The sequence below is a fragment of the Chryseobacterium sp. MYb264 genome, from assembly GCF_035974275.1.
GTDB lineage: Bacteria > Bacteroidota > Bacteroidia > Flavobacteriales > Weeksellaceae > Chryseobacterium.
Map to the genome: position 1 here is coordinate 1,625,613 of NZ_CP142422.1, position 13,220 is coordinate 1,638,832.

Here is a 13,220-nt window from a genome sequence, read left to right on the forward strand (position 1 = left end):
ACGGAACTTTGCATTAAAGATTTAAAATAAAATACAATGTCAAAGACAATTTTTATTACGGGTGCATCCCGTGGGTTAGGAAAAATATGGACCGAAGCATTTTTAAAACGTGGCGATAATGTTATTGCAGCAGTAAGAAACTTAGAATCACTAAATGATTTATCTGCAGAATATCCATCCACCCTAAAAGTAGTTAAACTGGATATCACAGACAGAGAATCTTGTTTTAAGGTTGTAAAGGAAGCAAAATCATATTTTGGTAAAATTGATGTGTTAATTAACAATGCAGGATATGGTCATATTGGCGCCATTGAAGAACTAACAGAAAGTGAAGTTAGAGCACAGATTGAAACTAATTTATTTGGGTTAATTTGGGTTACACAGGCAATACTACCCATTATGAGAGAGCAAGGTTTTGGCCACTTGATTCAGGTTTCAAGTGCCTTAGGAACTGCTGTTTTACCGACAATGGGTATTTACAGTGCTTCAAAGTTTGCTGTTGAAGGTTTAAATGAAACTCTAGCATTAGAAGTTAAGAATCAAGGTATTAAAGTAACCATTCTTGAACCTAACGGATTTGCAACAGATTTCAGCGTATCCTCATTTGCACAGAGCACACCATTACCGATTTATGATAATGTACGTCAAACAATAGGTGCAAGACAAGGAGCCAGAACCGAAGATGTAGGAGACCCTCAAGCCACAGCAAAGGCTATTCTAACACTTGTTGACGCTGAAGAACCACCATTAAGACTTATTCTTGGAAAAGCAGCATTACCTTGGTTCAAGACGACTTATGAAGAACGTTTGAAAACATGGGAAGATTGGCAACATATCTCGGTCCCTGCACACGGAAACTAACTATTAATAATCGTGGATCTGCTCTATTGCAGGTTCACGATACTTTATTTGATGATTATGAGTCATTTTGAAAAAATTAGTAAACTACATTTAGAGTTAGGATATAAGGCTCCTGAAAATCCTCTATTTAGCATTCTGAAATGTGATGAAAATAGCTGTCCCGGAATTGAAATTGATTTCACGGCAGATTTTTACATTATTGGTTTTAGAAAATTAAAATCAGGCAGTGTTTCCTATGGAAGGACTATATACGATCATGATTCTGGATCAATGTCATTTGTAAAACCAAGACAGAAAATGATTTTCCAGAATGTACAATTACAGGAAAAAGGATTTTTGATTCTTATCCACGAGGATTTTTTAGCAGGCACCGGGCTCTATAATAAAATTGAAAAATATAGCTACTTTGACTACGAGGTTAATGAAGCACTTTATCTAACGCCTCTCGAGGAAGAAACCATCTGGAATCTTTTTTCACATATTGAAAAAGAATACTTCAATAACGTCGATACATACAGCAAAGAAATTATTTTAGCGCATATTGAAACGATGCTAAAATATGCTCAACGTTTTTACACAAGACAGTTTATTAATAGAAAACAGATAAATAGCATTACAGCAACAAAATTTAATTCTGCTTTGGATACCTATTTCAAAAATGATATGGTAAAAGAATTAGGACTGCCATCGGTACGTTATCTTTCCAATCAATTAAACCTTTCTTCAAGATATCTAAGTGACCTTTTAAAGCAAGAAACCGGAAAAACTGCATTAGAACTGATTCATCTTTATCTAATGTCAAAAGCTAAAAATCTTTTAAAGGAAGGGCAATTAACCATTTCGGAAATATCATTTTCTTTAGGATATGAAAATCCGGCTTATTTTTCAAAGCTCTTTAAAAAAGAAGTTGGAAGTTCTCCAAATGAATACAAAAACAATATTTTGAATTAAAATAATCTATAGGGTATATGCGGTAGCTTTGTTACCCTTTTATGAATTTGATGATCGTTTGACAAAATTGTTTTATCATTTAACAATCTATCAAAAATAGCTATTGCTTGTGTTTTATTTTACGTATTCCTTATATATTTAAAAAGGATTCAAACTAAATTAAATAGTCGCTCCTTAAAAAGCTGTTTTTTGACTTTGAAAATTATATTTGCCTAAAAAGATTCGGAGAACAAGTTCGAGCCAAAGAAGAATTTGTTGTTTGATTTGATTCAATCTCATCTTCAAATTGTATCCAATCCCTGCTAATAATGCATTATTAATATCTCCAGCCACTCCTTTCAGGAAGTTTAATCCTAAGGAGTGGTTTCTTTTTAAATGAGAGATACAAGGTTCTATGGCTGCTCTTGCCCGGAATCTTAATCTGGCTACTTGTTGCCCATATTTTGTTTTTTCTTTTTTTGCGGGAAGCAAAATTGCTGTTCCTTCCACTTCTTTGATTCCTTTAAATCCTCTGTCTGTAGTGGCTTTCGTAGGTCTTGTTCCGCCAACGGATTTTCTTACCCTCTCACTCTGTGCCAATGATTCTTCAAGAGTTTTACTATCGTGAGGATTGCCAGAAAATCTCTTTACCGAGCTGATGATCCCTGTTTTCCGACCTCTTACTACTGCTACTTTTGTCCCAAACTCGTATGCTTTTCCCGATTTTCCTTTCGCAATACACGCAACTTGTGGCTCGTGAAGACTGTAAATTTTATCTTTCGTGGTACGTTCTTGGGTGAGTGCTTTAAGGTAAATTTTAAAAACGTCTTCGTAGCCTTTCAAAACATCTTTAGGAAGTTTTCTTTCCAATTCCCGAAGAACTCTTTTACCAATCGTCCTGAGCTTTTTCCTCGCCATTTTTGCCTTCTTCTGTCTTCTGGGATGATGTCCAAAAAAAGCGTCCCGCAATAATTGTTTGCTCACTCTTCTGTAGCTTTGTCTTTGTACAACGCTCTCTTTTTCTGCTATTTTTCTACAATTGTCGATTACTTTTTTTGCTAATTTGGCATCGGTAGGAAAGGTAATGTTCTTCTCCTGAACCGTCGTATCTACCTGAACTTCATCTTCTGTTTTGGCTTTGGGATGGAGAGAAACGCTTTGTCCCAAAAGAAATTCCAAACCCTTATCTCCAATTCTTTTTCTGAAGTGTACAAAATTGCTCGGATCGAAAGGCTGCTCTGTCTGGAAAAAGGTTTCTCCGGTAAAATATTGCCAATACGCATTCTCAATCCATCTCTCTATTACACTTTCATCACTTTCTTTAAACATTTCCTTGAGCAAAAGCATTCCTGCTATTTTACGGATAGCAATAGAAGGTCTTCCGTTTTCTGAAAATAATTTCTCAAACTCTGACTCCATTTTATCCCAGGAAATCTCCCCAGCTAATTTTACCACCGGATGCTCCATATTAATAAGCTCCGTAAGCCTGGTCTTGAATAAATTCTGCTGTAAATCCTCTCTTATTTTGCCTAACATTTTGCCACTTTTTATATCCTAAAAATACAATTTATTGCAATTTTTTACAACGATTTTTTACGAAATATAAGTGCATAAAAACTGATAATCAAAATATTACTTGGTTTTTAAGGAATGACTAAATAGCTTAAATCCCTGTAAAATTATATGTTACGCGCCAAAACCATCATTCATAGTGTCATAAACCCTGCTTCATTGGAGCAAGAAAATCCACCAAAAAGGACTGTTATTTAATTTACCATGGCAGAACTTTACGATCTCTAAAAAATTGACCACTTGGACCGTCTTTTGGCAAAGTTGCTGCCCATACAATACCATCCACACATTCCTCAACCGGTCTGGCACCAAAATCAGCAGCACCCGGTCGTGTAGCTGTCATTCCTGGACAAACAGCATTAACAAGAACATTATCATTCTTAAATTCTTTCGCCATTTTTATAGTCAATCCATTCAAAGCCAATTTTGTCAGACCGTAAGCTGGTAAAGGATAATCAAAGGTAATTTGACTAAGCCCCGCACCCGGAAAGTTAACAATACCAAAGTCCGGATCTGCAAATGATCCTGCCCCACTCGATATATTAACAATACGACCTTCACCACTGGCTACAAGAAGGGGATAAAATTGTTGAGTTACATACCAAGTTCCGGTAACATTTGTTTGAAATTCAATGTTAAGTTCATCCATATCTTTATCAATAAACTTTGCAGATGAATTTAACATTAAAGCAGCATTATTAATAAGGATATCAATTTTTTGAAACTTTTCTTCAATGAACTTGGTAGCTTTTCTAATACTGTCAAGATCTAAAAGATCGATTTTTACTGAAGTTACATTAACTCCATCCTGCTTTAATTCCTGAGCAAGATTTTCTGCCTGTTCAAGATTTCTTGCTGAAATTATAATATTATGGCCTTCTAAGCCTAAATGCTTTGCAACAGCAAAACCTATACCCTGTCTCTGGCTTACACCAGTAATTAAGATTATTTTCATTTTTAAATTTATATTTTGTATTATAGCTCATCTTTTTGATCACGAATCAGATTAATGACATTTCCGGTTTAGTTTTTTCTTTTAAAACTATATAGCAAGCGAACCTAACTTGCCTCTTGTGGCAATAATCATATTTTTTTTATCATTTATTTTTATTAAATGACAAAACCGCCACTTTCAGTAAAGGTTAAATTATGTTGATTTTTAGAACTGCTTCTCTAGTGAAGTATATTCAATTTTTTCGAAATAAGGAAATAAAGGCAACTTAGAAACTAACTCTTTTGCTTTTTCAATATCAACATGTTTTAAGATCAGAATTACCCCATCTTTGTCTTCCTTCATAAATAGATGTTCAATTACGTCCTCCTTCTTCCACTGTTCTACAGCAGCAAATTCCTTTGGTAATAACTCTTGTAGATTTTCGATTTTATTTGCAAAAACTACGATATTAACTAGTACCGTTTTCATAATTTAAGAATTTACCGGTTCTCTATCAACAAATTTTGTTTGGTTCGCAAAAAGAGCTACTCTTCTTCCAAGAACTTCCGCAGTACGTTTATCATCTTCATTTGGAGTAACTGAAGCATCTGCATTTAATGCCTGAGCCATAGCAACCATCCAGCTTCCAACGTGATTAAGACCGTTTTCTTGCTGAGGAAGTTCTCCCAAGCTTATCCAGATCATACCGTGCTGCATTGCAAAATGATTGAAGTATTGTAAGGTATGTAATTTATCTCCACTTAATGCCCCTGATACAGTAAAACCTGCAGCAAGTTTATTTCTCCAAGTTTGTCCGCCCCAAGCTTTTACTGTAGCATCAGCAAATGCTTTGAATTGTGATGATACTCCACCCATATATGTTGGACTTCCAAAAATGATGGCATCACTTTCATCTAAAATTTTTAAAACTTCTTCGTTATGATACTTCCCTTCAATAATGTCTTTACCGTCAATTGAGATTAAGTTTGTAACTGTTCCTTCAACCGAATTTGTTCCTTTTTCTACTGATTCTGCAAGTTTTGCTGTATGACCAAAACCTGAAAAGTAAATAATTGATACTGTTGCCATTTTTTACTTATTTATATTTAAATATTTAATGATTAATTGATAAAACTATTTTTCCGAACTGGGAGCTTGAACTAAGTTTATCAAGAGCTGATTGTGCATCTTTCAAAGGCAGAACTTCATCTATAACCGGAATTAATTTGTGTTTATTGACCAAATCAAGCATTCCTATAAAATCAATGTCGCTACCCATACTAGTTCCTAATATGTTAAGTTGTTTTAAATAAATTTTTTGAGGTAAAATTTGAGGAATTGGACCAGCAGTAGCTCCAAACAAAACAATGTTCGCTCCTGGATTAGCAATGTCAAAAAGTTTTTCAAAATCTTTTCCTGCTGCGGTATCAATAATGACATCAAATCCACCTGCTAATTCTAATAATTGCTTATCCCAATCATCTTCCTTGTACATTACTCCTCCTGAAGCGCCTAAATCAATTGCTTTAGTGATTTTATCCTTATCTCCTGAAGTGAAATATACTTCCGTTCCAATAGCTAATGCAAATTGTAACATGAATTGAGCAACAGCACCACCTATACCTGTGATTAACACTTTTTGACCTTCACAAGCTTTACCTCTACTAATCAAAGCTCTATAACCTGTCAGACCACTCAAAGGAATTGCTGCGGCTTGCTCAAAATTTAAATATAACGGTTTACTATAAATTGCAGAAGCTGGAACAACTACATATTCCGCATATGTTCCATTATCTGGTAACCCTAGAATTCTGTATTCGGTGCTAGGGAAATTTTGATTATCGCCCCAATTGATGGCAGGATTAATAATAACTTCATCACCTATATGTACACCATCTACATTTTCTCCAATGATTTCAATAATTCCTGAACCGTCAGAACCTAAAACAATAGGATATTTAAGATTAACATAGCTACCTTTTGAAATAAGCAAATCTCTTCTATTTACTCCAGCTGCTTTTAACTTTACAACAACTTCACCTTCTCTTGGTTGAGGAATTGGTATTTCTACCAAATCGAGTTGATCACCAGGCCCTGTTGAATAAACTGCTTTCATATGACTTTTTTATTAAGTTATTTGAACAATTTTTCTCCTTGAATAGCTTTTAAAGACAAATATTATCTACTATTTTATCGAGAAAAATTTACAGTACAAAATTAACCCGAAGAACAAACGGACAGTTAATAATACTCAAATGAATACTTAAGAAATTCAAAGAATATAAAAAAAGAGAAAAAGTAAGTTATGCTCGGTAAGAGCTTGGAGTAAGACCTGTGAAACGTTTGAAAAAATTATTGAAATAGGTAATATACTCAAATCCTAATGCGTAAGCTATTTCAGTAATACTCCAATTGCTATGTTTTAATAAAGCTTTCGCTTCTGTAATAATTCTTTCAGAAATATGAGCTGTGGTGGTTTTTCCTGTAACCGCTTTTACTGCGTGGTTGAGGTGATTGACATGTACACCTATTGTACTCGCGTAGTCAGTTGCAGTTTTAAGCTTCAATGACATTACTAGATCATCGATTGGGAATTGTTTTTCAAGAAGATCCAGAAACAGTGATGTTACCCTTGCAGAAGCATTTTTATGTTTTACAAAATTATCAGATGGTTGCAATTTTAATGCTTCATGAATCAATAAATTGATATATGTTCTTATCAAATCATTTTTAAATACATAGTCGGTATTATACTCATCAATCATCTTTTTGAAAACATTTGCAGCAAATGATACCTGATTGTCAGATAAATGAAACAGTGGCGTCCCTCCAAATTTGAACAATGGGGAATGTTGAAGGCTTTCAGAATTGTTGTTTGTTTTTAAAAATTCCTCAGTAAATAAGCATGCATATCCTGAGTATTCCTCTGAAACAATATTACAAGAATAAGGTATGTGCGACGTTGCAAAAAATAACGTGCTCCCGGTTGTTCCAGTTTTAATACCCCTATCTGCAAAATCTAGAGCGATTTCACCAGTAATGAGACTAATTTTATAGAAATCTTTTCTACTATACGCTTTAGTAGTATTAAGATTACTATCAATTTGATAGGCCGTAAAGTCTTTATTTCTCAAAGAGTCACTTTTAAGTTTAGTTTGTGATATTGTTTCTTTACTTTCCATATTACAAATTTATAAAATTCAAATAATACTACAATGTCAATTTGAATATACATTAGAGCTGTTAATTTATAATATTATGTTTTAAATGCAAGATTTCGGTAGTTTCAATATTGACTTAAAAAGAACCTAAAATCATCGCATTAAATTTTGGCAATAATATATTTTAAGGTACCAATTTAATTTCAATAGGCTTTTTATGAGAAGAAGATATTTTGATATATTTTTATTTATCAGAAAATTATCATAGATAGATAATTTTCTGATTTAATTTTTATAACTTAAATACCAGATAATACCTTCAAAATATTATCGATATCTGCTAATAAATGGTTTGGATAGAGCCCTGTCAAGTTCACAAACGCCCAAATGGCTCCAATTTAATCCAAATTGAGCCATTTTTTTGTTTTTGATTCCAGAATAATCCAGATTAATATTTGTTTAAAGCTGTAAAAAACTTATTCTAAAATTCTTGATATGGTAATTCATTAAAAAATATAGCTCATTATTTGTCCATTCAAGGTTTACTATATTTGTCGAAAATTAACTTTTATGAGTAATCAGAAATTGTTGGAAGAGGAAATAAAAAATGTTAATATCGAAACCAAAAAAGATGATGAGAAAGAAGGAAAGCTTCTTTTAAAAGTACTCCAAATTGTCATAGGTATTATTATGGCTGCTTTTCATATATGATTTTTCTACAGAAGATTTCGGTCTGGTATTATTTAGGATTATTGGTTTGGCTCATCATTGTCTTCTTAAGAAGGTGTGGAATATACATTCCCGTAATTAACGACCATTTCACCGACCTATACACTGTTCCAATGTATTGTTATACGATATATTTCCTAATGAATAATGTTTTTGGATATCAATGGAAACCGAATATCAAATTCGTTTTGACATCCACCATATATACGGAAGTCATTTAAACTTTTTTGTGTTATAAAACTTTCTTAGTGCAATGACCATAAATGCTAGATAATTAAAAGATTTCCAACTAGATACAGTAGTATCAAACCTATTGAGCAATGATCTAAAGCTGTCTAACCAAGCATTTGTTCTTTCTATAGTATATCTTTGATGGTATAAAAGCTCATCAAAATAAATCTCGTCTGTATCTGAGCCATTACGCTTATTGAAAGCAATATTTGCTATGATATCTTTATTTTCACAATGCTTTCTGAAGTTTTGAGCATCAAACCCTGCATCAGCATTCATAAATAATCCCTTTACAGCAATATCTGCCTTTTCTAATGTTTGAGTGATCTGATCAAAATAGATTTCAATATGATACAGATCATTATGATTTCCTGCAATAGGGTCTGACATTGCTAAAGGAAGTCCCTGTCTATCTGTAAAATAAAGCGAAGTAGTGGTCTTTCTCTTTTTACGCCCTTGATAAGCGACCTCTTCTCCTCCCCGTAATGCTGATGTATGACTCCCGTCTAAATCTGCACTGGATAAATCTAATTTCGATTTATTTTTTGATAATAGCTTTATCCAGCAATCTTGCCAAATATTTTTTACACACCATTTACGAAAATGATAGAAAACACTTTGATAGGTCAAAACATTCTCTGCAAAAAGACTTTTTACAGGTAAATAAGCCCATTGAACCCCTGTTTTCAGTTTGTATAATATGCAATTTACTATTTCAGCAAGAGGGGCTTTGGGAAAAAATCCTCGTTTTGGCTTAGGAAGATTAGGTACTATTTCATTTTCTATTATATCTTTGTCTAGTACTTGGTACATCATCGGCTTGATTTGTTTTTTATGTTTCGCAACACAAAAATAAACAAGCCGTTTTTTATATTAAAAGTTTAAATGACTTCACGAATTAAATATTCTTCTTAAAATCTTTATGAAAAGAGAGAAACCAATCGAAGTAAAATGAAGTCATACGATTCCAATTTCGAACGTTTCAAATATTTAAAATCATATTGCAAAAAAAACACAACTATAGAAAACTAAACTCTAAATTAGGAATTGTTAAATCCTTTCTAATTTGGCTCAAACGAATTAAATCATCGACAAAAGAGTTTGAATAGACGCTCGTCAAGTTCACAAACAGCCAAATGGTGCCAACTGAAGACAGCTGGCGCTATTTTTTTATTTATAATATCAGTTTAAACCAGAAAATTTCTTAAGATCTTAATGTTATTAAATGTATCAAAAGTTAAAATAGACTTATTAGAATTTGTAAGGATGATTATGATTACATTAATTTAATTGTTGAGTAACATAAATTCTAATAAAAACTATTGGAAACCTTAAAACAAGAACAAAAAACACTTACATTTGGTAATACAGAAAACAGAGATTATTCCATTAAAGAATAGCTGACAGTTTTTAGTAACCGTACATCCAAACTGTCAGATCAAGTAGTGGCTATTACACATAAATTAATATCTTTGTGTATCCTCAAGATCTAACGATAGGATAAGTAGTTTGCAGGAATTGTTTTATAAGAATGGAAAACTTCACTTTTAAAGAAATAGCCGCTTTTATAGGAATTTTTCTTGTACTTGTACTTACATTGTTTTTATTAACTGTAAAAACTAAGAACAAACTTTCAAACGGTCTGTTAGCGTTCTTTCTTTTTACAAATGCACTCGACGCTATCAAGTTTTTACAACACGGATTTCCTGTTAATTATATTAATCTCGAGGCTTTTCGCTGGAGTACTAACTATGTGGTTTCAGCATCATTTTATCTTTATGTATTGTCTGTTTGCTATACCAATTTTAGGTTAAAACCGAAACATTTAATACATCTTATTTCGTTTTTGGCGTTCAATGCGTTTATGATGTGGGGAATTTATTTTAGTGATAGACCTGCGAAAATAAAATTCATCAACGGTATGAACGATATGCCGCTATTGCAATTTTTCCTCTTTCTTTTTGAAGCGTTATTTCAAGCCTATTTTATTGCCTCATTTTTGGCAATTAGAAAGGCTAAAAAAGTATATCTCGAGAATTACACAAACTCCAATATTTCAGCACTCAATGCCCTTTACAAAATAACAATTCTCTATTACGTTTTGCATTTTATTGTCCTGATAAGATGGTTGGTTACGTATATTTTTGGTATTGGTGAGATTCGAGCGTGGATTGTAACTATTGATGGATTAGCATTTTTGTTTTGTACGTGTTGGTATCTTTTTGTTGCGTTAAATAATCCCGAGTTTTTCCGAGGTGTGAATTCTGAATTGAAACCGATTAAAGAAGTCGTTTCCGAAGAAAAGTCCGCTCCGGAAATCGATGAAGAAAAGAATACGCAAATTGATTCTTTAAAAGAATTTATGATTAAAAATGAACCTTATCTAGATTCTTCCTTAACGATTCAGAATTTGGCAGAGCAAGTAGCAATGCCCGTGAAAGAATTATCCGCTTTGATTAATTTGTATATGAACAAACATTTTTTTGATTTCATTAATGAATATAGAATCGAAAAAGCCAAAGAAATTTTGAAAGATCCATCCAAAAAAGAACTCACTATTTTAGAAATTCTTTATGAAGTGGGTTTCAATTCCAAATCTTCATTCAGTACCTCATTTAAAAAGTATACAGGAACAACGCCTACAGATTTCAGAAAAAACGCAAAATAGTTCGTTTTTTTCTTACAAATGCGTTCGACTATTTTTAATCGGTCGCGTAGTATAGGTTTTAAAAGCATATTTGCTAAAATTTTAAAAAATCTAATTACAATGAGAAAATTAATTTTCTTACTATCATTAAGTATTTTATTCATCAATTTTCTTTCAGCTCAAAAGCCGATTGAACAAAAAACAGAAATCAATCGAATTAATGAACTAATGACCAAATCCTACGAAAGAGGTTTGTTCAACGGAAATGTTTTGGTCGCTAAAAAAGGAAAAATCATCTATCAAAAATCATTGGGTTTTACCGACGAAACGAAAAAAATACCGTTAACGAAGAATTCAATTTTAAATTTTGGGTCTATTGCAAAACAGTTTAATGCAGTTGCCATTATGATGTTGGTGGAGCGTGGCCAGCTAAATCTTGATGATCCCATTTCTAAATACAATTTGGACCTGCCAAAATGGTCAGAAAAGGTAACGACAAGACATTTGATTAATTACGTCAGCGGAATTCCCAGACTAGAGAATGGATTAATAGTTCCGAAAAATGATGATGAGGCCTGGAAGATTTTGAAAAAAACAGACACTTTGTTGTTTGAGCCCGGAAAAGGATACCGATACGATAATGGCAATGTGTTTTTGCAAAGAAGAATTATTGAAAAGATAACAGGAATGACTTTTCAGGATTTTGTTACTAAGAATATAATCAAACCTTTGAAAATGACCAATTCTGTTTTTGACGCAAAATCGGATTACAAAAATCGAACATCTTGTTATGATATGAACAATGTAAGATGTCCAGAATTAGAATTTATCAGCGGTTGGCTTTGGTTAGATATTAATGATATGTACAAATGGATTGAAGCGATGAATCACAATCTTTTAATTTCCAGAAAATCCTTTGAAACATTATTGAATAATCCATACGCAAAAGAAGAAGGCGGATCGCTTGGCCGATATTACGAAGAGGATGAATTACAACGCCACAACGGCATTTCGTATAAATTCGAAACCATTCTATTAAATGATATGAAAAATGACATCATTGTAATCCTGGCATCCAATAACCTCAATAAAGTGTATAGTTTAGGGCATACAATCCGTGACATCATGCTTGGAAAAGCTTATGAAATTCCCAAAAAATCGGTTTCTCAAGTCTTAAGAAAAGAAGCTTTTACTGATCTAAATAAAGCGATTGAAACGTACCATTTACTCAAAAAAACTTCTGGAAAAGAATATAGTTTTGATAATCCAAGCGAACTAAATTCATTAGGTTATGAATTGCTAAGAGCTGGCAAAATAAACGAGTCCATTGAAATCTTTAAATTGGTTGTAAAAGAATTTCCAAAAAACCCCAATGTTATAGATAGTTTGGGTGAAGCGTATTATACCAATAAGCAATATGATTTGGCCATAGATTGTTATAAAAAAGCAATTGAATTAGGAGGAACCCAAGGTAATGCGGAAAAAATGATTGACAAAATAGTAAAAGAAATAGGTAAGTAAAATTTTCAAATCAAGTTTTAAATAAAAAATCCTTTATTAGCGGGAGGAAACAATATACTTTAATAAACTAAAATATATCTCTATATAAATTGTCATATTCGCGTTCAAACTAAATGTTTTATTAAATTCTTACTAAACACATCTTTTCGAACATATTAGATAATCGAATGAAACAATATGCTTTAATGTACGAAGTTTCATCTTTATATTAACTACATGCAAATTAAATATTCTTCCTAAAATCTTTATAAAAAGAAAGGAGCCAATCTAAGTAAAATAAAATCAATTTATTCTCACTTAGATTGTTTCAAATATTTAAAATCATCTTGCAAAAAATCACAACTATAAAAAACTAAATTCTAAATTAGGAATTGCTAAATCCTTTTTGATTTGGCTCAAACGAATTAAATCATCGACAAAAGAGTTTGAATAGACGCTCGTCAAGGTCACTAAATTCTAAAAGAGAATTTTGTAAAATATTGACAAACAATTAATTACAAATTCTCTTTTTTTGTACCCGTTTTTGTATCGGAATTTTCAAAATACACTTTTTAAAAGCTATTTGAACTTAATTAAATCTATCTGAATTGTAAACCGTTTGGGATCAGGCGCAAAAGTTGGGGGCTAAGCAAAA

The 13,220-nt window shown here is 32.4% G+C and carries 12 protein-coding genes; 5 read left to right on the forward strand and 7 right to left on the reverse strand.

Features of this window, described 5'->3' with window-relative positions; genetic code table 11:
• Positions 1-36 precede the first annotated feature (36 nt).
• Together VUJ46_RS06985 and VUJ46_RS06990 are read left to right on the forward strand one after the other, a co-directional pair.
• On the forward strand, positions 37-861 hold the full coding sequence (locus VUJ46_RS06985) for an SDR family NAD(P)-dependent oxidoreductase (protein ID WP_326984271.1): 825 nt from the start codon (positions 37-39) through the stop codon (positions 859-861).
• Positions 862-918: 57 nt separating this feature from the next.
• The gene (locus tag VUJ46_RS06990; RefSeq protein ID WP_326984272.1) at positions 919-1,812 is read left to right on the forward strand and encodes a helix-turn-helix domain-containing protein; all 894 of its coding nucleotides are present in this window, start codon (positions 919-921) and stop codon (positions 1,810-1,812) included.
• A gap of 174 nt (positions 1,813-1,986) precedes the next feature.
• On the opposite strand, the gene VUJ46_RS06995 is transcribed toward VUJ46_RS06990, so the two are convergent.
• From VUJ46_RS06995 to VUJ46_RS07020, 6 genes are all read right to left on the reverse strand, one after another.
• A complete protein-coding gene (locus VUJ46_RS06995; RefSeq protein WP_326981209.1) occupies positions 1,987-3,327 on the reverse strand; it encodes an IS5 family transposase in 1,341 nt (446 codons plus the stop codon).
• A 235-nt stretch (positions 3,328-3,562) separates the two neighbouring features.
• Entirely contained in the window at positions 3,563-4,318 is a 756-nt protein-coding gene (locus tag VUJ46_RS07000) for an SDR family NAD(P)-dependent oxidoreductase (RefSeq protein WP_326984273.1), read from the reverse strand.
• Between the two features lie 204 nt (positions 4,319-4,522).
• Positions 4,523-4,786 carry a hypothetical protein gene (locus tag VUJ46_RS07005; RefSeq protein ID WP_326984274.1) on the reverse strand — a complete coding sequence of 88 codons (264 nt, stop codon included), beginning with the start codon at positions 4,784-4,786 and terminating at the stop codon, positions 4,523-4,525.
• A gap of 3 nt (positions 4,787-4,789) precedes the next feature.
• A complete protein-coding gene (locus tag VUJ46_RS07010; protein ID WP_326984275.1) occupies positions 4,790-5,386 on the reverse strand; it encodes a flavodoxin family protein in 597 nt (198 codons plus the stop codon).
• 25 nt (positions 5,387-5,411) lie between these two features.
• Positions 5,412-6,413 carry an alcohol dehydrogenase catalytic domain-containing protein gene (locus VUJ46_RS07015; RefSeq protein WP_326984276.1) on the reverse strand — a complete coding sequence of 334 codons (1,002 nt, stop codon included), beginning with the start codon at positions 6,411-6,413 and terminating at the stop codon, positions 5,412-5,414.
• Between the two features lie 187 nt (positions 6,414-6,600).
• Positions 6,601-7,479 (reverse strand): helix-turn-helix domain-containing protein, encoded by an 879-nt coding sequence (locus VUJ46_RS07020; protein ID WP_326984277.1) that lies wholly within the window; start codon positions 7,477-7,479, stop codon positions 6,601-6,603.
• A gap of 549 nt (positions 7,480-8,028) precedes the next feature.
• On the opposite strand from VUJ46_RS07020, the gene VUJ46_RS07025 reads away from it, so the two are divergent.
• The gene (locus VUJ46_RS07025) at positions 8,029-8,169 is read left to right on the forward strand and encodes a hypothetical protein (protein WP_326984278.1); all 141 of its coding nucleotides are present in this window, start codon (positions 8,029-8,031) and stop codon (positions 8,167-8,169) included.
• 231 nt (positions 8,170-8,400) lie between these two features.
• On the opposite strand, the gene VUJ46_RS07030 is transcribed toward VUJ46_RS07025, so the two are convergent.
• A complete protein-coding gene (locus VUJ46_RS07030; RefSeq protein WP_326985081.1) occupies positions 8,401-9,231 on the reverse strand; it encodes an IS5 family transposase in 831 nt (276 codons plus the stop codon).
• Between the two features lie 718 nt (positions 9,232-9,949).
• Here VUJ46_RS07030 and VUJ46_RS07035 point away from each other — a divergent pair.
• The gene (locus VUJ46_RS07035) at positions 9,950-11,086 is read left to right on the forward strand and encodes a helix-turn-helix domain-containing protein (protein ID WP_326984279.1); all 1,137 of its coding nucleotides are present in this window, start codon (positions 9,950-9,952) and stop codon (positions 11,084-11,086) included.
• 99 nt (positions 11,087-11,185) lie between these two features.
• On the forward strand, positions 11,186-12,586 hold the full coding sequence (locus VUJ46_RS07040) for a serine hydrolase (protein WP_326984280.1): 1,401 nt from the start codon (positions 11,186-11,188) through the stop codon (positions 12,584-12,586).
• The last annotated feature ends 634 nt before the right edge of the window (positions 12,587-13,220 follow it).